This is a genomic window from Bacillus sp. DHT2 (assembly GCF_026241455.1).
Lineage (GTDB): Bacteria > Bacillota > Bacilli > Bacillales > Bacillaceae_G > Bacillus_A > Bacillus_A pseudomycoides.
The window spans coordinates 405,995-427,108 of the sequence record NZ_JAPHWH010000005.1 but is presented as its reverse complement, the minus strand read 5'-3'; the positions used below and the strand labels follow the sequence as shown (position 1 = coordinate 427,108).

15 protein-coding genes, 22 tRNA genes, 2 rRNA genes and 2 pseudogenes are annotated in these 21,114 nt (G+C 38.3%); 36 read left to right on the top strand and 5 right to left on the bottom strand.

Annotation, left to right across the window (positions count from 1 at the left end):
* From ORL93_RS15785 to ORL93_RS31285, 29 genes and pseudogenes are all read left to right on the top strand, one after another.
* Positions 1–118 (top strand): 23S ribosomal RNA (locus ORL93_RS15785); the annotation flags it as partial.
* A gap of 102 nt (positions 119–220) precedes the next feature.
* A 5S ribosomal RNA gene (rrf, locus tag ORL93_RS15780) occupies positions 221–336 on the top strand.
* A 4-nt stretch (positions 337–340) separates the two neighbouring features.
* Positions 341–416: transfer RNA gene (locus ORL93_RS15775), tRNA-Val, on the top strand.
* Positions 417–422: 6 nt separating this feature from the next.
* Positions 423–498, top strand: a tRNA-Thr gene (locus ORL93_RS15770).
* A 9-nt stretch (positions 499–507) separates the two neighbouring features.
* Positions 508–583: transfer RNA gene (locus ORL93_RS15765), tRNA-His, on the top strand.
* Between the two features lie 24 nt (positions 584–607).
* Positions 608–688, top strand: a tRNA-Leu gene (locus ORL93_RS15760).
* Positions 689–717: 29 nt separating this feature from the next.
* Positions 718–792, top strand: a tRNA-Gly gene (locus ORL93_RS15755).
* 16 nt (positions 793–808) lie between these two features.
* Positions 809–897 (top strand) — tRNA-Leu (locus ORL93_RS15750).
* 3 nt (positions 898–900) lie between these two features.
* Positions 901–974 (top strand) — tRNA-Arg (locus ORL93_RS15745).
* A gap of 10 nt (positions 975–984) precedes the next feature.
* Positions 985–1,058: transfer RNA gene (locus tag ORL93_RS15740), tRNA-Pro, on the top strand.
* A 14-nt stretch (positions 1,059–1,072) separates the two neighbouring features.
* Positions 1,073–1,145, top strand: a tRNA-Ala gene (locus ORL93_RS15735).
* A gap of 16 nt (positions 1,146–1,161) precedes the next feature.
* Positions 1,162–1,238 (top strand) — tRNA-Met (locus tag ORL93_RS15730).
* Between the two features lie 4 nt (positions 1,239–1,242).
* Positions 1,243–1,319: transfer RNA gene (locus ORL93_RS15725), tRNA-Ile, on the top strand.
* A gap of 17 nt (positions 1,320–1,336) precedes the next feature.
* A tRNA-Ser gene (locus ORL93_RS15720) sits at positions 1,337–1,429 on the top strand.
* 25 nt (positions 1,430–1,454) lie between these two features.
* Positions 1,455–1,531, top strand: a tRNA-Met gene (locus tag ORL93_RS15715).
* 2 nt (positions 1,532–1,533) lie between these two features.
* Positions 1,534–1,609: transfer RNA gene (locus ORL93_RS15710), tRNA-Asp, on the top strand.
* An 11-nt stretch (positions 1,610–1,620) separates the two neighbouring features.
* Positions 1,621–1,696: transfer RNA gene (locus tag ORL93_RS15705), tRNA-Phe, on the top strand.
* Positions 1,697–1,710: 14 nt separating this feature from the next.
* Positions 1,711–1,786: transfer RNA gene (locus tag ORL93_RS15700), tRNA-Thr, on the top strand.
* A gap of 10 nt (positions 1,787–1,796) precedes the next feature.
* Positions 1,797–1,872: transfer RNA gene (locus ORL93_RS15695), tRNA-Lys, on the top strand.
* A 12-nt stretch (positions 1,873–1,884) separates the two neighbouring features.
* A tRNA-Gly gene (locus ORL93_RS15690) sits at positions 1,885–1,955 on the top strand.
* 11 nt (positions 1,956–1,966) lie between these two features.
* Positions 1,967–2,043, top strand: a tRNA-Ile gene (locus ORL93_RS15685).
* A 4-nt stretch (positions 2,044–2,047) separates the two neighbouring features.
* Positions 2,048–2,122, top strand: a tRNA-Asn gene (locus ORL93_RS15680).
* Positions 2,123–2,130: 8 nt separating this feature from the next.
* Positions 2,131–2,221, top strand: a tRNA-Ser gene (locus ORL93_RS15675).
* A gap of 6 nt (positions 2,222–2,227) precedes the next feature.
* Positions 2,228–2,299 (top strand) — tRNA-Glu (locus ORL93_RS15670).
* Positions 2,300–2,459: 160 nt separating this feature from the next.
* Positions 2,460–2,591, top strand: a pseudogene (locus ORL93_RS15665) (RNA polymerase subunit sigma-70); the annotation flags it as partial.
* A 152-nt stretch (positions 2,592–2,743) separates the two neighbouring features.
* On the top strand, positions 2,744–3,616 hold the full coding sequence (locus ORL93_RS15660) for an RNA polymerase sigma-70 factor (RefSeq protein ID WP_265959191.1): 873 nt from the start codon (positions 2,744–2,746) through the stop codon (positions 3,614–3,616).
* Between the two features lie 238 nt (positions 3,617–3,854).
* The gene (locus tag ORL93_RS15655; protein ID WP_006096300.1) at positions 3,855–4,298 is read left to right on the top strand and encodes a carboxymuconolactone decarboxylase family protein; all 444 of its coding nucleotides are present in this window, start codon (positions 3,855–3,857) and stop codon (positions 4,296–4,298) included.
* Positions 4,299–4,764: 466 nt separating this feature from the next.
* On the top strand, positions 4,765–5,709 hold the full coding sequence (locus tag ORL93_RS15650; RefSeq protein ID WP_265959190.1) for an L-lactate dehydrogenase: 945 nt from the start codon (positions 4,765–4,767) through the stop codon (positions 5,707–5,709).
* A gap of 270 nt (positions 5,710–5,979) precedes the next feature.
* Positions 5,980–6,391 (top strand): annotated as a pseudogene (locus ORL93_RS31285) (GNAT family N-acetyltransferase).
* On the opposite strand, the gene ORL93_RS15635 reads toward ORL93_RS31285, so the two are convergent.
* The gene (locus ORL93_RS15635) at positions 6,375–6,563 is read right to left on the bottom strand and encodes a CalY family protein (protein ID WP_224796217.1); all 189 of its coding nucleotides are present in this window, start codon (positions 6,561–6,563) and stop codon (positions 6,375–6,377) included. The pseudogene ORL93_RS31285 and the gene ORL93_RS15635 sit on opposite strands and share 17 nt — an antisense overlap.
* Positions 6,564–7,113: 550 nt before the next feature.
* Between ORL93_RS15635 and glgB the strand changes: the two genes are divergently transcribed.
* The 5 genes from glgB (at position 7,114) to ORL93_RS15610 (ending at position 15,377) form a co-directional block, all read left to right on the top strand.
* A complete protein-coding gene (gene glgB, locus ORL93_RS15630; RefSeq protein ID WP_098806401.1) occupies positions 7,114–9,051 on the top strand; it encodes a 1,4-alpha-glucan branching protein GlgB in 1,938 nt (645 codons plus the stop codon).
* Complete coding sequence (locus ORL93_RS15625) at positions 8,999–10,129, top strand: glucose-1-phosphate adenylyltransferase (protein ID WP_265959189.1); 1,131 nt, start codon at positions 8,999–9,001, stop codon at positions 10,127–10,129. Before glgB ends, ORL93_RS15625 begins: the two co-directional genes overlap by 53 nt.
* Before the next feature lie 18 nt (positions 10,130–10,147).
* Positions 10,148–11,182, top strand: a complete 1,035-nt coding sequence (locus ORL93_RS15620; protein ID WP_006096307.1) for a GlgC family sugar phosphate nucleotidyltransferase — start codon at positions 10,148–10,150, stop codon at positions 11,180–11,182.
* A 338-nt stretch (positions 11,183–11,520) separates the two neighbouring features.
* On the top strand, positions 11,521–12,957 hold the full coding sequence (gene glgA / locus ORL93_RS15615; RefSeq protein WP_265959194.1) for a glycogen synthase GlgA: 1,437 nt from the start codon (positions 11,521–11,523) through the stop codon (positions 12,955–12,957).
* A gap of 11 nt (positions 12,958–12,968) precedes the next feature.
* Complete coding sequence (locus tag ORL93_RS15610) at positions 12,969–15,377, top strand: glycogen/starch/alpha-glucan phosphorylase (RefSeq protein ID WP_265959188.1); 2,409 nt, start codon at positions 12,969–12,971, stop codon at positions 15,375–15,377.
* 478 nt (positions 15,378–15,855) lie between these two features.
* On the opposite strand, the gene ORL93_RS15605 is transcribed toward ORL93_RS15610, so the two are convergent.
* The gene (locus ORL93_RS15605; protein WP_097795686.1) at positions 15,856–16,578 is read right to left on the bottom strand and encodes a lipase family protein; all 723 of its coding nucleotides are present in this window, start codon (positions 16,576–16,578) and stop codon (positions 15,856–15,858) included.
* A 195-nt stretch (positions 16,579–16,773) separates the two neighbouring features.
* On the opposite strand from ORL93_RS15605, the gene ORL93_RS15600 reads away from it, so the two are divergent.
* The gene (locus ORL93_RS15600) at positions 16,774–17,556 is read left to right on the top strand and encodes a MerR family transcriptional regulator (protein ID WP_265959187.1); all 783 of its coding nucleotides are present in this window, start codon (positions 16,774–16,776) and stop codon (positions 17,554–17,556) included.
* A 38-nt stretch (positions 17,557–17,594) separates the two neighbouring features.
* On the opposite strand, the gene ORL93_RS15595 is transcribed toward ORL93_RS15600, so the two are convergent.
* The gene (locus ORL93_RS15595) at positions 17,595–18,377 is read right to left on the bottom strand and encodes a TIGR00266 family protein (RefSeq protein ID WP_003208823.1); all 783 of its coding nucleotides are present in this window, start codon (positions 18,375–18,377) and stop codon (positions 17,595–17,597) included.
* Positions 18,378–18,893: 516 nt separating this feature from the next.
* Between ORL93_RS15595 and cspD the strand changes: the two genes are divergently transcribed.
* Complete coding sequence (gene cspD, locus ORL93_RS15590) at positions 18,894–19,094, top strand: cold-shock protein CspD (RefSeq protein ID WP_001193049.1); 201 nt, start codon at positions 18,894–18,896, stop codon at positions 19,092–19,094.
* A 43-nt stretch (positions 19,095–19,137) separates the two neighbouring features.
* Here the strand turns inward: cspD and ORL93_RS15585 are convergent, their stop codons facing one another.
* On the bottom strand, positions 19,138–19,869 hold the full coding sequence (locus ORL93_RS15585) for a yteA family sporulation protein (protein WP_265959186.1): 732 nt from the start codon (positions 19,867–19,869) through the stop codon (positions 19,138–19,140).
* Between the two features lie 223 nt (positions 19,870–20,092).
* On the bottom strand, positions 20,093–21,046 hold the full coding sequence (locus ORL93_RS15580) for a 1,4-dihydroxy-2-naphthoate polyprenyltransferase (RefSeq protein WP_006096311.1): 954 nt from the start codon (positions 21,044–21,046) through the stop codon (positions 20,093–20,095).
* Between the last annotated feature and the right edge of the window lie 68 nt (positions 21,047–21,114).

Here is a 21,114-nt window from a genome sequence, read left to right as displayed (position 1 = left end):
GATTTCCCATAGCGTAAGCTAGTAAGATCCCTGAAAGATGATCAGGTTGATAGGTTCGAGGTGGAAGCATGGTGACATGTGGAGCTGACGAATACTAATAGATCGAGGACTTAACCATATAATATGAAGCAAATGTTATCTAGTTTTGAGAGAACGTAAAAAAACTTGTTGACATTTTAAATGAATCAAGTATAATAATGATTGTCTCAAATGAAATAAGTCTGGTAATGATGGCAGAGAGGTCACACCCGTTCCCATACCGAACACGGAAGTTAAGCTCTCTAGCGCCGATGGTAGTTGGGGCATTGCCCCTGTGAGAGTAGGACGTTGCCAGGCAAATGGAGGATTAGCTCAGCTGGGAGAGCACCTGCCTTACAAGCAGGGGGTCGGCGGTTCGATCCCGTCATCCTCCACCATATATTGCCGGCTTAGCTCAATTGGTAGAGCAACTGACTTGTAATCAGTAGGTTGGGGGTTCAAGTCCTCTAGCCGGCACCAGCAACTATGGCGGTTGTGGCGAAGTGGTTAACGCACCGGATTGTGGCTCCGGCATTCGTGGGTTCGATTCCCATCAGTCGCCCCATTTTTTCTTTAAAAATTATATTATGCGGGTGTGGCGGAATTGGCAGACGCACCAGACTTAGGATCTGGCGCCTTTGGCGTGGGGGTTCGACTCCCTTCACCCGCACTTTTAATAAAATATCTCATACATGTCTTGCGGAAGTAGTTCAGTGGTAGAATACAACCTTGCCAAGGTTGGGGTCGCGGGTTCGAATCCCGTCTTCCGCTCCAATTTTCAATATGACATGCCGGGGTGGCGGAACAGGCAGACGCACAGGACTTAAAATCCTGCGGTGGGTGACCACCGTGCGGGTTCGACCCCCGCCCTCGGCACCATATGCGCCCGTAGCTCAATTGGATAGAGCGTTTGACTACGGATCAAAAGGTTAGGGGTTCGAGTCCTCTCGGGCGCGCTTTTATTAACGGGAAGTGGCTCAGCTTGGTAGAGCACCTGGTTTGGGACCAGGGGGTCGCAGGTTCAAATCCTGTCTTCCCGATATTTTTAAAACATGGGGCCTTAGCTCAGCTGGGAGAGCGCCTGCCTTGCACGCAGGAGGTCAGCGGTTCGATCCCGCTAGGCTCCACTTATAACTTTATTATGGCGGTGTAGCTCAGCTGGCTAGAGCGTACGGTTCATACCCGTGAGGTCGGGGGTTCGATCCCCTCCGCCGCTACCATAAGGGACCTTTAGCTCAGCTGGTTAGAGCAGACGGCTCATAACCGTCCGGTCGTAGGTTCGAGTCCTACAAGGTCCACCATTTAAAGTAAATTCCCTGGAGGTATACCCAAGTCTGGCTGAAGGGATCGGTCTTGAAAACCGACAGGCGGCGAGAGTCGCGCGGGGGTTCGAATCCCTCTACCTCCTCCATTTTTTTAAAAGAATATTGTATCGTCGCGGGGTGGAGCAGTCTGGTAGCTCGTCGGGCTCATAACCCGAAGGTCGCAGGTTCAAATCCTGTCCCCGCAACCAATGGTCCCGTGGTGTAGTGGTTAACATGCCTGCCTGTCACGCAGGAGATCGCCGGTTCGACCCCGGTCGGGACCGCCATTTTACATAAAGGCTCGGTAGCTCAGTCGGTAGAGCAGAGGACTGAAAATCCTCGTGTCGGCGGTTCGATTCCGTCCCGAGCCACCATTTTGAAATAGCAAGCCGGCTTAGCTCAATTGGTAGAGCAACTGACTTGTAATCAGTAGGTTGGGGGTTCAAGTCCTCTAGCCGGCACCACTTTCAAAATGAGCCATTAGCTCAGTTGGTAGAGCATCTGACTTTTAATCAGAGGGTCGAAGGTTCGAGTCCTTCATGGCTCACCATTTTAGTTTCATGCGGGTGTAGTTTAGTGGTAAAACAAGAGCCTTCCAAGCTCTGGTCGAGAGTTCGATTCTCTTCACCCGCTTTTTCCATTGGGGGCCTATAGCTCAGCTGGTTAGAGCGCACGCCTGATAAGCGTGAGGTCGATGGTTCGAGTCCATTTAGGCCCACCATTATTCCGCAGTAGCTCAGTGGTAGAGCTATCGGCTGTTAACCGATCGGTCGTAGGTTCGAGTCCTACCTGCGGAGCCATATTATATAGAGAAGTACCCAAGTGGCTCAAGGGGCTCCCCTGCTAAGGGAGTAGATCGCTAACGCGGTGCGAGGGTTCGAATCCCTTCTTCTCTGCCAGAAACTGGCCCGTTGGTCAAGTGGTTAAGACACCGCCCTTTCACGGCGGTAACACGGGTTCGAATCCCGTACGGGTCATACTTAAAGAGATAGCATAATGTGCTATCTCTTTTTGTTTATAATGATATTTTCTTCAAGAAAAAGCAGACTTATCAAAGTCTGCTTTTTTTATTAAAATTGATAATTTTTGTATACTTTTTTCTTTTTGAGGCGTCTAACTAATAGAAAGGAGAGAGCAATGGCATATGAAAAAGTTGAAGAAATAATTATACAAACGTCTAAGAATATTTATAGATATCTTCTTAAAATCGGTGTAAATGCAGTGGAAGCGGAAGATATTGTTCAAGATACAATCTATAAAGCATTGTTATCTATACCAATGAATAAAAATTAACCAATATTATCATGTCAGCAATATATAAGAGTTTGTATAAAATGAAGAATCGTTCCTTTTGTAACAGAAAGAATTATAACAAATCATATATTTTTATATTGGAACACGCTATAGAATGGAGTGATAGTATGGATTTTGAAACTTTGTATCGAACGTATCAACCCTTAGTTTACTCTGTTGCATACCGCCTGCTTGGCTCTGTTAGTGATGCAGAGGATGTTGCACAGGATATACTCATTAAAAGTCAGCATATGGAGCAAGAACAAATTAGAAATATGAAAGCATATTTAATTAAGGTGACAACAAACCATTGTTTGAATGTACTACAGTCTGCGCGGAAACAGAGAGAAATGTATACAGGAGAATGGCTTCCTGAGCCAGAGATAGATACGGAGAAATTAAATCCAATGGAAACACTACTGCAAACCGAAAGAGTATCCTATGCATTTCTTGTACTGTTAGAGAAGTTAACACCTGTTGAAAGAGCTATATTTGTTTTAAGAGAAGTGTTTAAGTACGAGTATCGTGAAATAGCGGAGCTTTTAAACAAATCAGAGGCAAATTGCCGAAAGATTTTTAGTCGTTGTAAAGAGAAGATAAGGCATGAAGTACCCGTACATCCGCAACAATTGGATCATACAGAAAAGATGATACATACCTTTATCAAAGGCTCAGAAACAGGAAATTTTGAGGGATTTATTAATTTACTGACAGTAGATGCAACACTTGTCACTGACGGAGGCGGTAAAGTACGTGCTGCTATATTTCCGATTATGGGCAAACAGCGTATCCAGATATTTTTGGAGTCTATTGTTTCACGAGGATTCTTCCAATTGGAGCTTCTCCCAACTATCATAAATGGTCAATTTGGTATTTTAGCAAGGAATAAGGGCCGTGCAGAGAAGGCCATATGCTTTGAGTGGGATGAAAGCGGAGAATCCATTAGAAGAATTTACATTGTAGTCAATCCTGATAAACTAAAGCATATTCCAGTTCTATAGCATGTAATTGAAAAAGAGATCTTTTTTTTAGATCTCTTTTTTATTTTGTCACAAATTGAAAAGCTAATTTGTCTTATAAGTGACAGGATATAAAAGGGATGCTTGTATGTTTTCTATTAGAGCTTCTGTCATGAATGAAAATATTTTACGGCAGATAGTAATTTGAAATAATTCATGAAAGACCTTATTAAATATCCTGGTACCAAAGTACAAACTAATTTTATGGAGGGAATATAAGATGGAAACAAGATTTTTAATGGGAAAGGTAAATCCGGAAGGTTATAAGGCAATGGTAGGTTTAGAAAAATACTTGATGACTACAAGTATCGATGAAATATTGAAAGAGCTAATTAAAATCCGTGCTTCTCAAATCAATGGATGTGCGTATTGCATTGATATTCATACGAAAGATGCACGAAAACTAGGGGAAACAGAGCAACGTATTTATGCTCTTAATGCTTGGCGTGAGACACCATTTTTTACGCAGGAAGAACGTGCTGTGCTTGCTTTGACAGAGGCAATTACACTAGTAGCGGAAACGCACGTTCCTGATGAGGTATATGAAGAGGTAAGAAATTTCTTTGAAGAAGAACAAATTGCTGAAATCGTTATGCAGATTGTTACTATTAATGCATGGAATCGAATTGGGGTATCTACCCGTTTAATGCCGGAAAAAAGATAAGGTGGAGATGTTACTAATAGTTTGTAGAGGCACCCTCATACTGTCAACAAACTAAGAAAAAGGATGGTTCCAAAAACGAAAAAATAAGTTATTCTTTCTGGAAATACTGCTGAAAGGATAGCTTTTTCGTTTTTGAGTATAAAGAAATTGTAATGGGAAGGATATAGAGCTTTTGCAAATTATGTATGATCTAATCTTTAATAGGTAAACGATAAAATATAAGGAAATAAGCTTTTCACAATCTAAAGAAAAGGCTTCCATTAAAATCGATTCCACACCTAATATCATAACTTTCTACTGTCTGTGAGAAAGTTCACAAATAGGTCATAATTTGTGAATATATTCACAATGAATCGTGCTACAATATGAATGTAAAGAAGTTAAACAACATTAAATTAGTATTTTAATTAATTACTTAAACAATAATAAAAAAAATAAATGTGAACAATAGAGAGGGGAATTTACCATGAAAAAAGGTATCAATCGTGTAGTATTAGTAGGAACAGGTGCAGTAGGTTGTAGTTATGCTTACTCAATGATTAACCAAGGTGTAGCTGAAGAATTTGTACTTGTGGATGTAAATGAGGCTAAAGCGGAAGGGGAAGCAATGGACTTAAGCCATGCGGTACCATTCTCTCCATCACCAACAAAAGTTTGGAGCGGTAGTTATGCAGATTGCAAAGATGCAGATTTAGTTGTTATCACTGCTGGATTACCACAAAAGCCAGGTGAAACTCGTTTAGATTTAGTTGAGAAAAATACAAAAATCTTTAAGCAAATCGTTCGCGGCATTATGGATAACGGATTTGATGGTATTTTGCTAATCGCAACTAACCCAGTTGATATTTTAACTTATGTAACTTGGAAAGAATCTGGATTACCAAAAGAACGCGTAATCGGTTCTGGTACAACTTTAGACTCTGCTCGTTTCCGCTACATGTTAGGTGACTATTTAGATGTAGATCCACGGAACGTTCATGCATATATCATTGGTGAGCACGGTGACACTGAACTTCCAGTATGGAGCCACGCTACTGTAGGTGTACAAAAGCTAGAAACAATCTTAGCGAACAACGAACAGTATAACCAAGATGATTTAGATAAAATCTTTGCAAATGTACGCGATGCTGCTTACCACATCATCGAGCGTAAAGGTGCAACTTACTACGGAATTGGTATGTCACTACTTCGTGTAACTAAAGCGATCTTAAACAACGAGAACAGTGTACTAACTGTATCTGCATACCTTGAAGGTCAATACGGCGAGAAAGATGCTTATGTAGGTGTTCCAGCTGTCATTAACCGCGAAGGTGTACGTGAAATCGTGGAGCTTGAGTTAAATGAAGAAGAAAAAGCGAAATTTACTCACTCTGTAAAAGTATTAAAAGAAACAATGGCACCAGTACTATAAGGATAATTGATAAATAATTCAGAAGCGGGAAATTGCTTCCGGCTTCTGAATTTTTATATAACTTTATATAAATTCCTTTTCCAGTTTCCCTGTATATCCCCAAATATACACCCCCTTTTGCTGGAAAAGGATCATTTATAGGAAAAGCACCCTAGTTTGTATAGAGTGCTTTTATTTTTTTATATAGAAATTAAATCCATGAAATGGGGGGGATAGCGCTCATAAAGAATTATTTCATGAGAGCGTAATAAAAATGAGGGGAATAAAGTTATGATAGAAAGAGCTAATGCTGAAGAAACAACATACATACTATCTAATGCAGCATTATCTGCTAATGAAGGTATTCAAAATCATGGAACAATTTCCGGAGAAAAGGCGATACAGATGATGACAGGTCTTATTGAAAAAGGGGCGTATTATTTTGTATACAAAGAGAATGATTCAATAGCTGGATGGATATTAGTAGGGACAAATACGGATTATTTTACAGAAAGGGAAATTGGTTTTATCTGAATTTCGGGGTAAAGGGATTTCCAAAAAGCTAGTTCAGGCTGGGATTGAAGAGTTGAAAAGAAATGGATATGAGGAAGTACGTCTTAATGTATTTTCCACAAACTTTGCTCAAGAGATTTATGAAAAGATAAGTTTTACTCCGTTACAAACAGTTATGGTTTACAAGTAAATAAGAAATGAAAAAATAAGAAAAGTACCGAGAGTCGGTACTTTTCTTTGTTTTCAGTTTTGAAGTTCTTCTTGAACGAATTACCTGGCTTTAAATCTTTCATATTGACGGTAACAGTAGGATTAGATAAATATATTATACCAGCTTGTAATGCGTTATTTTGATGTTTCAGGGTTGTTAAAATAGGAGAAGCGCTATGCTATAATAAGCCCCCATGTTTAGAGTAAAATATATATCGCCTTACTAACAATTAGATAAAATATAGTATTTAAGTGAGGGGATAGTTAGAAAGTATGATTTCCAGTAAATGTTTTACTCCGTTATTCGTGGGCAGTAATAATCTCACCTCAAAATTCAATGGAAACAAAGAAGTTAGGTGGGAGATAAACTGCCCGTAAAAACCCAATTGGTGAGAGCTGATTAAAGTTTCACTTTATGAGAAAACATTTGTTTCAAGATAATAAAGAAGGGAAGAAACTAGAAAAATAGAGACCTTCTTACTATTGTATATTTTTGTGGAAAATAAAAAAGGACGAACAAAAAATAAAACGCTTTCAATGAATATTCGTCAAAATTCGATAAATTTGACGAAAAATTAAAGTGTTACCTTTAATTTCCGCGGAAAAACGTATATTTATTTAAAAATACACAAGGATATTTCAGTTTCCTATCGAATATTTACAAAGTAATAAAAATTCTGTCATCTTAGCGAGGTGAACATATTGGGTGTAACAAATTGTATAGAAGAGAATGTGTATGAATTTCATACAAAGCAGTGTTATGAGAGCTATAACATATTTGGCGCGCATCTTGTAACGGAAGATGAAATACAAGGCGTACGATTTACAGTATGGGCTCCTCATGCGAAAGCTCTGAGTGTAGTTGGCGATTTTAATGAGTGGGATATTGAAGGGCATAAGATGCGAAAAATGGCAGAAGAGGGTATTTGGTCATTGTTTATACCACATTTGGGGGAAAATGAAATATATAAGTATGCGATTGAAACTCCAGATGGTGAAACAATTTTAAAAGCAGATCCCTATGCAACATATGCAGAAGTAAGACCAAATACGGCATCTGTTATTTTTGATATAAAGGGATATAAATGGAATGATAAAAATTGGTTTCGAAAGAAGAAACGAAAATTAATTTATAAGGAAGCAATGGCAATTTATGAGTTGCATTTTGGTTCATGGAAAAAGAAAGAAGATGGCTCTCTGTACTCATATCGAGAGATGGCAGAGGAGCTCATTCCTTATGTGGTGGAACATCAATTTACCCACATTGAAATTATGCCGCTTGTGGAACATCCATATGACCGTTCCTGGGGATATCAGGGAACCGGATATTATGCGGTGACAAGCCGGTTTGGTACACCGCATGATTTCATGTATTTTGTCGATGAATGTCATAAATATGGAATCGGTGTCATTTTAGATTGGGTGCCGGGTCATTTTTGTAAAGATGCTCATGGGTTGTATTTATTTGATGGAGCGCCGACCTATGAATATAAAGATTTGGATGTACAGGAAAATCACGTTTGGGGCACAGTAAATTTTGATTTAGGAAAACAGGAAGTGCGTAATTTTTTAATTTCAAATGCACTGTTTTGGATGAAGTATTACCATATTGACGGCTTTCGTGTCGATGCGGTTGCGAATATGTTGTACTGGGAAAAAGAAGGGAAGCAGCAAAGTAATGAATACGCCGTTTCCTTCTTGCGTGAGTTAAATGAGGCAGTATTTGCAGAGGACGAAGAATTTTTGATGACCGCAGAAGATTCGACAGCTTGGCCACTTGTGACTGCGCCAGTGTATGAAGGCGGACTAGGGTTTAATTATAAGTGGAATATGGGCTGGATGAATGATGTTCTAAAATACATGGAGTGTGCACCGGAATATCGGAAATATATTCATGAGAAAATGACATTTTCTTTGCTATATGCTTACTCCGAAAACTTTATATTACCGCTCTCTCACGATGAAGTCGTTCACGGAAAAAAATCATTGTTAAATAAAATGCCAGGAGACTACTGGGAAAAGTTTGCACAACTGCGTTTATTATACGGGTATTTCTTTACGCATCCTGGAAAGAAATTACTCTTTATGGGTGGGGAATTTGGTCAGTTTGACGAATGGAAAGATCTCGAGGGTCTAGATTGGAATTTGCATGATTTTGAAATGCATCGTTATATGCATGATTACTTTAAAGAGCTCATAGCATTGTATAAGCGCTCTAAACCACTTTGGCAATTGGATCATTCGCAGGAAGGATTTCAGTGGATTGATGCCGATAACAAAGAACAAAGTATTTTCTCGTTTATTCGTAAAGGGGATAAGGAAGACGATATCTTTGTTGTGATATGTAATTTTACTAATATTGTGTATGAAAATTATAAAGTAGGTGTACCAGAGTTCAAGTATTATAACGAGATTTTAAATAGTGACGCAGCAATATATGGCGGCTCAGGGCAGGTAAATAAAAAGCGCCTAAAGACAATTCTAGAGCCGTATCATAATCAGTCTGCTCATGTAGAAATAACAATTCCACCATTTGGCGTATCCATTTTAAGACCAGTGAAAACGAGAAAGGGGAGCAAAAAACAAGATGGTTCAAAAGCAGACGTGCGTAGCGATGTTACTAGCAGGAGGAAAGGGTAGTCGTTTAAGTGCTTTAACAAAAAATTTAGCAAAGCCAGCTGTTCCGTTTGGCGGTAAGTACCGAATTATTGATTTCACATTAAGTAATTGTGCAAACTCTGGTATTGAAACAGTTGGAATTTTAACGCAGTATCAGCCGCTTGAGCTTCATAGTTATATTGGAATCGGTAATGCTTGGGATTTAGATCGTGTGAATGGCGGCGTGACCGTATTGCCTCCGTACTCGGAATCTTCAGGAGTGAAATGGTATACAGGAACAGCGAGTGCTATTTATCAAAACTTAAACTATTTGCATCAGTACGATCCGGAATATGTTCTGATTTTGTCAGGAGATCATATTTATAAAATGGATTACAGTAAAATGTTAGATTACCATATTGAAAAAGAAGCAGATGTTTCGATTTCAGTTATTGAAGTACCTTGGGATGAAGCAAGTCGATTCGGCATTATGCATACGAATGAGGATATGGAAATTGTTGAATTTGAGGAAAAACCACAATTTCCAAAAAGCAATCTTGCTTCGATGGGAATTTATATCTTTAATTGGGCTCTTTTAAAAGAATATTTAGAGATGGATGCAAGAAATCCAGAATCTAGTAATGATTTTGGAAAAGATGTCATCCCGCTTTTATTAGACGAGGAGAAAAAGCTCATTGCTTACCCATTTGAAGGGTATTGGAAAGATGTTGGAACTGTAAAAAGTTTATGGGAAGCAAATATGGACTTGCTTCAAGAAGAATCGACCTTACAGTTAAATGATCATAGCTGGCGCATTTATTCGGTGAATCCAAATGAGCCGCCGCAGTATATTGCTGAAGGCGCAAAGGTAGAAGAATCATTAATTAATGAAGGATGCGTTGTTGAAGGAGATGTAAAACACTCTGTTTTATTCCAAGGAGTGACGGTTGGAGAAGGGAGTATGGTAATCGATTCGGTAATTATGCCAGATGCATGCATCGGTAAAAATGTTGTCATTGAAAGAGCGATTGTCGGATCGGGTATGGTCATTGAAGATGGGACAATTATTCGTCCAGAAAAAAATATCGATGATGTCGTACTAATAGCTGAGGGGAAATAGTGAAGGAGGATAAGATGAATGGGAGAATCAATGTTAGGAATTATTAATGCAACAGGGAGTTTTTCTTCCTTAAAGAAAGTAACAGGGCACCGTTCACTGGCAGCACTACCATTTGGAGGACGTTATCGTCTCATTGATTTTATGCTTTCAAATATGGTTAATTCCCATATTCATAGTGTAGCGATTTTTACGAGTCATAAAAATCGTTCCTTGATGGATCATCTCGGATCAGGAAAACAATGGGATTTAGATAGAAAACGCGACGGCTTATTTTTATTTCCTCCGAATTGCCAATGTAATCAAGATGAGTTTGGTTCCTTCGCTCATTTTAGAAGACATATTGACTATTTTCTGCGCAGCAGACAAGAGTATGTTGTTATTACAAATAGTCATCTTGTTACAGCATTAAATTTTCAAAAGATATTAGAAAGACATATACATACGGGCGCGGATGTTACAGAAGTATGCCATGAAGGCGTATCACTGCAAACTTATGTGCTGAAGAAACAGTTATTATTAGATTTATTTGAAACATATAAAGACATGGAACACTATAGTTTGTTTGATGTAGTCAAAGAGAAACGAGGAGAGTCGCTGTACATTACTACATATGAGCATACAGGGTATGTAGCAGTAATCGATTCGATTGAAAATTATTATAAACATAGTTTAGAAATTTTGCAGCCTTCTATTTGGAAGCAGTTGTTTACGAAAGAAGCTCCGATTTTTACAAAAGTAAAGGATGAACCACCAACACGTTATATAAAAGGAGCACAGGTGCAAAACACAATGATTGCAAACGGCAGTGTTATTGCAGGAAAAGTTGAGAATAGTGTTGTATTTCGTTCTGTTAAGGTTGGGAAAGGTTCGGTTATTCGAAATAGCATCATTATGCAAAAGAGCCAAATTGGAGATAACTGTATATTAGACGGCGTTATTATTGATAAGGATGTTAAAATTGAGGATGGTGTGGTTTTAACAGGAACGCCTGATAATCCATACGTTTTGGAAAAGGGCAGTGTTCAAAGTCAAAATATTACTAGTTATTCTTAAAAGCTCTATGTAAGTTAAGTACAAATTGGAAAACTGATAAAAAACATTCTTTTTAAGGTGGAAGAGAGCATCCGCCTATGCATAGAGGCGGTCAGTGCCTTTTCCTGCCCCATACCAAGTGAAAACAAAGAAAGAAAACAAAACAAGTAGCAATCATCTTTTGTTCTTCGTAGCAGCGACTTATATGTCGAAAAATCAAAATGGATATATATAGCCAGTGAAATTCTATCCAATAGGGATTCACTGGCTCATCATGATATGAATTTAAAATCCGAAGGGAGGAAGCTGTAAGAAGGGCGGATCATGGTGTACACGCTTTTCAGACAGTGGAACAACACGTGAATATTTTATTTGCAGTATCAGAATGCGTACCGTTTATTAAATCTGGTGGCTTAGCAGATGTGGCGGGTGCACTTCCAAAAGAATTGAAAAAATTAGGAGTAAACGTCCGTATTATCCTACCAAACTACAGCCTTATTCCCAAGCACTTGCGAGAAGCATGTACGCTTCATAAGGTAATCAATGTGCAGCTCGGTTGGCGAAATCAATATTGCGGGATTTTAAAAGGGGAGCAAGGCGGGATTACGTATTATTTAATCGACAATGAATATTATTTTAAAAGGGATTCTCTTTATGGACATTATGATGATGGAGAACGTTTTTCTTTCTTTTCTAAGGCGGTGTTAGAGTGTATGCCGCACCTAGATTTTGAAGTGGACATCCTTCACAGTCATGATTGGCATACAGCGATGGCGAATTTTTTACTGCGTGAAAAGTATGGGGATCATCCATTGTATGAACATATTAAAACTGTTTATACGATTCATAATTTGCAGTTCCAGGGTGTGTTTCCTCGTGAAGTTATGCATGATTTACTGGAACTTGGTGATGAATATTTTGATAGTGAACAGCTTGAATTTTATGGGAACGTTAGCTTTATGAAAGGCGGCATCATCGCTTCAGATCGCATTACAGCGGTTAGCCCGACGTATAAAGAAGAGATCCAATATGGATTTTTTGGTGAAAAATTAGATGGTTTGTTACGGAAATATAATGATAAGCTGAGCGGAATTGTAAATGGTATTGATACGAGCGTATATAATCCGAAAACGGATCCTTATATTACTGCGCAGTATGATGCAAAATCATTGTATGAAAAACAAGAAAATAAACGCGCATTACAGCGCTACTTTGGTTTGCCAGAAAAAGAAGATACGCCAATTATTTCGATGGTAACGCGATTAACAAAGCAAAAAGGCCTTGATTTAGTACGTACTGTCTTTCATGAAATGATGGAAGACGATGTACAATGTATCATTTTAGGATCAGGAGATTCTGAATATGAGCAGTTTTTCGAATGGATGGCATATGAGTATCCAGAAAAAGTGAAAGTGTATATCGGGTTTAATGAAGAGCTAGCGCATCAAGTATATGCAGGGAGCGATTTATTTTTAATGCCATCATTATTTGAACCATGTGGACTCGGACAGCTCATTGCACTGGCATATGGTGTGATCCCAATTGTAAGAGAGACGGGAGGATTGAACGATACAGTTCAGTCTTATAATGAGAAAACAGAGAATGGAAATGGATTCAGCTTTAGAAATTTTAACGCTCATGACATGTTACATACGGTTCGTCGTGCACTGAAGTATTATCATAATCAACCGGTATGGAATCAGCTTGTAAAACAAGCGATGACAGAGGATTATAGCTGGAAAAAGTCAGCTCTTGAATATAAGGAACTATATAAAAGTTTGCTGAAACACTCTTAGGTGGTGAAAAAATGTTTACTCATGTTGAAAGCTTTAAAGTAGCCTTTTTAGAAAAACTAGAAACGATGTATGGAAAAAGTTTCAAAGATTCTACCAGTCGTGACCAGTATAATACACTTGGTCGTATGGTACGTGAGTATATGAATCAGCATTGGATTGCAACAAATGAAAGGTACCGGACAGGGAATCAAAAGCAAATGTATTACTTGTCTATTGAGTTTTTACTTGGTCGTTTGCTCGGTAGTAACTTACTAAATCTAGGTATCCGTGATGTATGTGAACAAGGCCTTTCAGAGCTTGGAATTTCATTAAAGGAATTGGAAGAAAGTGAAGCGGATGCAGGGCTTGGCAATGGAGGACTTGGCCGCCTTGCAGCCTGTTTTCTCGATTCACTTGCATCTTTAAATCTTCCAGGGCACGGATGTGGTATTCGTTATAAGCATGGCTTGTTTGATCAAAAAGTTGTGGATGGATATCAAGTAGAATTACCAGAACAGTGGCTCCTTCATGAAAATGTTTGGGAAGTAAGACGACACGATCAAGCGGTAGAAGTGAGCTACTTTGGAAATGTAGAACCGATAGAAATGAATGGTCGCCTTGAATTTCGTCATACGAATGCGGAAGTGATTATGGCAGTTCCATATGACGTTCCGGTTGTTGGATATGAAACAGATACTGTGAATACACTTCGCCTTTGGAATGCAGAGCCGGTTCCTTTTCCACAAAATTGTAAAGATATTTTGAAATATAAACGTGAAACAGAAGTGGTATCAGAATTTTTATACCCGGATGATACGCATGATGAAGGGAAAATACTACGTTTAAAGCAGCAGTATTTCCTTGTATCAGCAAGTTTACAAAACATTGTTCGCATGCATAGAGAGCGAAATGGAACGCTTCGTAATTTATATGAGAAAATCGCGATTCACATTAACGATACGCATCCCGTTTTAGCAATTCCAGAACTTATGCGTATTTTACTAGATGAAGAAAAGCTTGCTTGGGAAGAAGCATGGGATATTACGACTCAGACAATTTCTTATACGAATCATACGACATTATCAGAAGCACTTGAGAAGTGGCCAATCCATATTTTTAAACCGTTATTACCACGAATTTATATGATTATTGAAGAAATCAATGAACGCTTTTGTCATGAACTATGGGAGCGATATCCGTATGATTGGAAGCGGAGTGAAGATATGGCAATTATCGCGCATGATCTTGTCAAAATGGCACATTTAGCAATTGTCGGAAGCTATAGTGTAAATGGCGTGGCAAAAATTCATACAGAAATTTTAAAGCAACGTGAAATGCGATTGTTTTATGATTTTTATCCGGAGAAATTTAACAATAAGACAAATGGAATCGCGCATCGGCGCTGGCTTATGAAGGCGAACCCGCAGCTTGCAAATCTCATTTCAGAAGCAATTGGAACGGAATGGAAGAAGCAACCGATTCAGTTGCAATCACTGCAAAGCTTTCAACATGACACTGCTTTTCAAGACAAGTTGCATGATGTAAAGCAAGAGCGTAAATATATTTTAGCAGAGCAAATTCAAAACAAGATGGGGATTATCGTTGACCCGAGTTCCATTTTTGATGTACAAGTAAAACGATTGCACGCTTATAAAAGGCAACTATTAAATGTTTTACATATTTTGTATTTGTACAATCGTTTAAAAGAAGACGCAAGCTTTTCGTTTTATCCGCGTACATTTATTTTTGGAGCGAAGGCATCGCCAGGCTATTATTATGCAAAAAAAATTATTAAATTAATAAATGAACTTGCTAGAAAGGTAAATCAAGATCCATATGTGAGTCAATATATGAAAGTTATCTTTCTAGAAAACTATCGAGTTTCTTTAGCTGAATATATTTTCCCAGCAGCAGATGTAAGTGAGCAAATCTCTACAGCAAGTAAAGAGGCATCAGGAACAGGGAATATGAAGTTTATGATGAATGGTGCAATTACGCTCGGAACGCTGGATGGGGCCAATATTGAAATAAGAGAAAAAGTAGGAGATGAAGCCTGTTTTATCTTTGGTTTAACAGCGGAAGAGGTGCTTCATTATTATCAAAATGGTGGATATCGTGCAAATGATTACTATCACCATAATATGCACATAAAAAAAGTAGTTGATCCGTTAATAAATGGCTTTTTCACAAATGTTGGAGCCGAATTTGAAGCAATTTATGATTCTCTTGTTATTCAAAATGACGAGTACTTTGTCCTTCGTGATTTTAGTCCATATGCAGAGCGTCAAGAAGATGTAGGAAGAGCATATGAAAACCGAAGAAAGTGGCTAGAAATGTCTATCATCAATATTGCACAATCAGGACACTTTGCTAGTGATCGAACGATTCTGCAGTATAGTAATGAGATTTGGGGTATTGGTGATAGGGTTAAGCTTTCGTGAATGGAATATATATAAATACAAATTAAAAAACCGACATAACCCCCCATTCTTTTTAGGTAGGATAAAGCATCCGGCCATGGATAGAGGCGACTTATATGTTGGAAAATCAAAATGGATATATAGGAATAAGATAGAGTCCCTTGTGAAGATTTTGAGGGGCTTTTATTTATTGGAAAATATTGATGAAAAAACATGAAAGAAGAATGAGTGGAATTCGTAAAGTAAAAATAGCTTGGGAATTTTCCAAGCTATTTTTACTTAGTTTGCTACTGAGATATGAGGATTTACTGAATACAAAACACCAGTCCCACCATATTCCTCTGTAGCAAAGTATGAGAATGTACAGAAACCTGTGACCGTAAAAATTATAACGAGAAAAATTGCAAAGAAATATTTTAGCATGTAAGGTCCTCTCATCCAAAAGTAATTACATAGATTATTATAATATAATAGTATATTTTTTCCAAATGTTTCCGTATCAAAAATGAGAAGTCAGACATGTTTTGTATGTTGTCATGGCGTGGTTGTTGACGATAGATTTTGTATTTTTCGTAAATGTCAAGTTGTGATGAACATGTGTATACTCCCAGTCTTGGTCATTAAAATGTACTTTGCGCGGTGGAAGAAGCGGGACCACATCGAATAAATTAACGAAGCGAAAGCTGCTTGCTACTTGCATTTTATAGTAGTTGCGAAAAATGATATCACCGACTTTTGGAGAGGCGAAGTTATAGAGACCGTATTGTGCAAACGCAGTATTAACGCGTGCATCTAATATGTGTAGTGTGGCAAGTGCTCCGCCTAGGCTATGCCCTGTGGCGAGTAGTTTTTTATGTGATGGTAAAGATACGAGCATATCCATAATCGTATCACGGCAAGATTCATAAACAGAGAGAAAGCCGTTATGGACGTTTCCGCTATTTAAGGCGTATGGATAAGGTTTTTGGTTCACAAGTGAATCAATGACCCACTCTGGATCGGATTGGGTCCCTCGAAACGCTACGATGACTGTATCTTCAGATTCTAATATGAATCCAAACCACTCTGTTGTTTGCATAACCTTAGCCTGAAAACCTTGTACATATTGAAATCCTTCAGGTATTTGAAAAATCCCATTTTGTTTATATTGATCATATGTTAACTCGCAGCAAGAAGCTAGCAATATGGCAGTATCTTTATCAAAGGATAAAGGAGCACGCATCAGAGAAGCCCTCCTAAAGAAGAAGTAATAGTTCAATATATGAGTGGGGATGGGGAATCATTCTTTGAGTGGCTTGAAAACAAAGTGCAATGAAAAATGAATGTTTTTTACAAATTAACACTTGAACCTTCAGTTACGTGAGGTAGTATGATTTGAGTAACCACATCGGTAAAAAGAATGTAGGGGGAATTTAAGATGAGTAAAAGTGAAAACTATTCAATTGGAGAGTTTTCGAAAAGAACAGGCATATCAATACGGACGCTACATTATTACGATGAAATTGGATTACTTAAACCCGAAAAACATCCTAGTTCCGGACGTCGAATATATAAAAAGCAAGACATCTTAACGTTGCAAAAAATAGTAAGTCTAAAATTTTTAGGATATAGTCTAGACGAAATATCTGTAATGATAAATATGTCTAGCTTTAATGTAAGTTTAAAAGAAACATTACAAAGTCAGAAACAAGCTTTTGAAGAGAAAAAGGAGCATATCGAAATTTCTTTGAAAGCAATTAATCGAACAATTACTTTATTAGAAGATGAAGGGCAAGTAGATAGTGACATTTTAATGAGTTTAATTTGTAATATACAAAAAGAAAGTGAACAACGCCTATGGCTTGAGGAATATATGGATAAGGAAGTCGTTGATCGATTATACGATAAATCTGAAGAAGAGATGGTGGCATTGGATAAAGAATTTATTCAGTTGTCGAAGGAGGTAAAGAGATTATTTGGAAAACCAGTCCATGATCCAGAAGTACAAAAGCTTGTCGATCAACATATGAAGGCAACTCTTACATATGTGGGAGAAGAAACGATATGCTCTTTGAATGGATTAGAAAATATGGAAGATGAGTATGAAAATATGATTCCATCACCATATACAAAGGAAGAAGAGGAATGGTTAAATGCGGCAATGGAGTATTATATGATTCAACATGGTATGTACAGTCCTACAGGAGAAAAAGATAAGTGAAAAAAATCGCTACGTCTTATGACATAGCGATTTGGACCTTATTCTTTTCCATCAAGAAGGCGACCAAGTCCACCTAAAACGCTACCTTCCCCGCTACTTTGAGCTGCAGGGCTTGTAAGACGCGCTGCTAAACGGCTTAATGTTAAGGATTGAATCCAAACTGTTCCTGGTCCTTCTAATGTAGCGAAGAATAAACCCTCTCCGCCAAATAACGCAGTTTTTACGTTTCCTACGAATTGAATGTCGTAGTTAACATCTCTTGTCATTGCAACGAGACACCCTGTATCAATGCGGAGTCTTTCACCGGGCTTAAGCTCACGTTTGTATACTGTGCCACCTGCGTGCATGAAAGCAAGGCCATCACCTTCAAGCTTCTGCATAATGAAGCCTTCACCGCCGAAGAAGCCGCTACCAATTTTTTTCGTGAATTCAATTCCGATAGAAACACCTTTTGCGGCGCAAAGGAATGCATCTTTTTGACAAACTACTTTGCCTTGATATTCTGTTAAATCAACTGGAACGATTTTTCCAGGGTAAGGTGCAGCAAATGATACGTGACGTTTGCCATGACCTGTATTTGTAAATACGGTCATAAACATACTCTCACCTGTAACGAGTCGTTTTCCGGCACCCATTAATTTACCGAATAGGCCGCTAGACTTTCCAGCACCGTCACCGAAGATTGTTTCCATTTCAATATGGTCTTCCATCATCATCATTGCTCCAGCTTCTGCAATTACGCTTTCTTCTGGATCTAATTCAATTTCAACAAACTGCATATCATCGCCATATAATTTATACTCAATTTCATGTGCTTTCATTATTTTCACCTCATATGTAGTGGATACTAATATTGTACAGAAATTAATGAGATTAGAAAACTATCGTTTTGTTAATTTTTAAACAAAAATCTGTTTTGATTGTTCAACATATAAGTCACTGCTACGAAAAACAACAGGTGACCTGCTCGCGTTTGCTCTCTTTGTTTTCACTTGGCATGGGGCTGAAAAAGGATTTGACCGTAAAAGCCCGATTCGTTCAACTACTAATCAGTGGGGATGAAGAAAACCCCCACTGATTAAAGTTTCACTTTACATATAGTTTACATATTTTGTGAACCTTTTTAAAAAATATGAGAAAAATGCTGAAATGAAAGTGTTCTCATTTGACGTTTTTGATAGAGCGTGATATAGTGAAATCACTATTGAGCTACATAATGTGGTACGGAAATAAAGCGTGTTTAATTCAAGGCATCAGGTCTGAGATACATTCATGTCCTTTATATCCACCTTTTCATGTGGATTCATAGTTTCATTTTTATTTAGGAGGTACATGACATGCAAACAGGTAAAGTTAAATGGTTTAATGGCGAAAAAGGTTTCGGTTTCATCGAAGTTGAAGGTGGAGACGATGTATTCGTACATTTCTCAGCTATCCAAGGCGACGGCTTCAAAACTTTAGAAGAAGGTCAAGAAGTTTCTTTCGAAATCGTTGAAGGTAACCGTGGACCACAAGCTGCTAACGTTACAAAAAACTAATTAGCTAGCGAGAAAAAAGCATTCCGAATTTCGGAATGCTTTTTTATTCTTTTGAACTAGACTCATTCGGAGATAACTCACCTTTATAAGTTCGTTCTTCAAAATCATCCAGCATCTGTTCATATTCTTCATGCTCTTCTGTTGCATACACCTGTGGATTCTTTCCATACATATCTGTTCCGATGAAGTTTTCAAAGTCTTCTACGTAACCGCGTGGTTCTTCAGCATCTACATACATCTCATCAAAGTTTTTCGAGTCGCGGCGTTCTAAATCAGATGGTGTTTCTGATGTTCCGTATAAAGCAACATCTTGCCAAGCATCCTCTGCATCGTATCCTACGGCACTGTCCATATCGTATTTGCCAAACGGTGGCTCTACTAATTCTTCTTCAACGGGACGTGCGCTTAAGTTTAATTTATTCGTTGTATGTTCTATACAGGTCGTAGCAGTTGGCATCGCTTCTAATCTTTCTAGTGGAATTTCTTCACTAGAAACTTCGCAAACCCCATATGTGCCAGCTTCGATTTTTTGTAAGGCATGCTTTGTATCTTGCAGTTGCTTATGCCAAAATTCAATAAGCCCGAAGTCTTTTTCGCGTTCATATAATTCGGTAGCCATATCGCCGGGATGATTGTCATAAGCGGATAATTCTCCAACAGATTCCCGTTCAGAGGCGCGGTCTTCGCCTTCATGACTTTGCAGCGTTTGTTCAATTTCGTGCAGTTGCTTTTCTAAAATGGATTTAAAATGATTGATTTGTTGTGGAGTTAACATAGTATCCACCTTCCTACAATTCGGTTTCTTTATGTAGTATGAGCTTGATTGCGGGAAATATCCCGGTATTTGAGTGAGTCGATCGTGTTGTAAAATGTCGAGCGATCGATATGTTGTGTCGAAGTGCCGATATATGAGGAGAAACGGTCGATATATTTAAAAAATCGCCGATATATTTTGAAAATGGAAAAAGGAAAAAGGAGCTGCTCTAGCAGCTCCTCTTTTATAGGAAATAACCAAGTAATAGTCCGATTCCCATTAAGAAACCAAAGATTGTATTTGTTTTTGCCGTCGCGATCATCGCAGGTGCCATTTCCATTGGAATACTTTTGCCGATAAATCCTTTTGTCGCTTTAAATGCTTTCGGGGCACTTAGGAAAACAATCAGCATCCATGGGGACACGATTCCGACAATGATTAGGGCAATTGTCCAAATGTAGGAAACAATAAACATGGAAGCAAGAACACCAATTGCGTTCTCACGTCCAACAATAATCGCTAATGTATTACGGCCATTCTCTTTATCTCCATCTAAATCACGAATGTTGTTGGAAAGTAAAATCGCTCCAATTAAAATCGCATTTGGAATAGATACTAAAATAATTTCTGATGTTACAGTTCCTGTCTGAATGAAAAATGAAATACCAATAATAATAACACCCATAAATAATCCTGCTGTTAATTCTCCAAAAGGCGTATAGGCAATCGGAAGTGGGCCGCCTGTATAAAGGTAAGCAATAGCCATACAAACAAGACCGATTGCAGCAAGCCACCAGCTAGAGTTCATACAAATATAAACGCCTAAAAGCATTGCGATACCGAAAAATCCAAATGCTAAATTAAGGACTGTTTTTGGTTGAATTCCGTCACGGACAATGGCACCACCGATACCAACTGAACCTTCGTGATCTAATCCTCTTTTATAATCAAAGTATTCATTAAACATGTTTGTTGCTGCTTGAATGAGAAGACAAGCAAGAAGCATGATAAAGAAAAGAGGGAGATGTATTTGATTGATACCCCCTACTTGCATTGCATAAGCTGTTCCAATAAAAACAGGAACAAAAGCTGCTGTTAATGTATGAGGACGTAATAAACTCCACCAAATGCGCCAGCCTGTTTGTTTACTTGGCTTTGGCGACATAGGAGAGGAATTCGTTTCGACTTTCATTTCCATGTTGAATCCTCCTTGTCACATAATATACACAATTAAGTGTAGGAAAAGCATCATTTAGTGTCAACGTT

Excerpts from the sequence above, each read along its gene's own strand:
- ORL93_RS15660 (WP_265959191.1), top strand. The coding sequence starts at position 2,744 with ATGGATTTTGAAACTTTGTATCGAACGTATCAACCCTTAGTTTACTCT.
- ORL93_RS15655 (WP_006096300.1), top strand. The coding sequence starts at position 3,855 with ATGGAAACAAGATTTTTAATGGGAAAGGTAAATCCGGAAGGTTATAAG.
- ORL93_RS15650 (WP_265959190.1), top strand. The coding sequence starts at position 4,765 with ATGAAAAAAGGTATCAATCGTGTAGTATTAGTAGGAACAGGTGCAGTA.
- ORL93_RS15625 (WP_265959189.1), top strand. The coding sequence starts at position 8,999 with ATGGTTCAAAAGCAGACGTGCGTAGCGATGTTACTAGCAGGAGGAAAG.
- ORL93_RS15620 (WP_006096307.1), top strand. The coding sequence starts at position 10,148 with ATGGGAGAATCAATGTTAGGAATTATTAATGCAACAGGGAGTTTTTCT.
- ORL93_RS15610 (WP_265959188.1), top strand. The coding sequence starts at position 12,969 with ATGTTTACTCATGTTGAAAGCTTTAAAGTAGCCTTTTTAGAAAAACTA.
- ORL93_RS15605 (WP_097795686.1), bottom strand. The coding sequence starts at position 16,578 with ATGCGTGCTCCTTTATCCTTTGATAAAGATACTGCCATATTGCTAGCT.
- ORL93_RS15600 (WP_265959187.1), top strand. The coding sequence starts at position 16,774 with ATGAGTAAAAGTGAAAACTATTCAATTGGAGAGTTTTCGAAAAGAACA.
- ORL93_RS15595 (WP_003208823.1), bottom strand. The coding sequence starts at position 18,377 with ATGAAAGCACATGAAATTGAGTATAAATTATATGGCGATGATATGCAG.
- cspD (WP_001193049.1), top strand. The coding sequence starts at position 18,894 with ATGCAAACAGGTAAAGTTAAATGGTTTAATGGCGAAAAAGGTTTCGGT.
- ORL93_RS15585 (WP_265959186.1), bottom strand. The coding sequence starts at position 19,869 with ATGTTAACTCCACAACAAATCAATCATTTTAAATCCATTTTAGAAAAG.
- ORL93_RS15580 (WP_006096311.1), bottom strand. The coding sequence starts at position 21,046 with ATGGAAATGAAAGTCGAAACGAATTCCTCTCCTATGTCGCCAAAGCCA.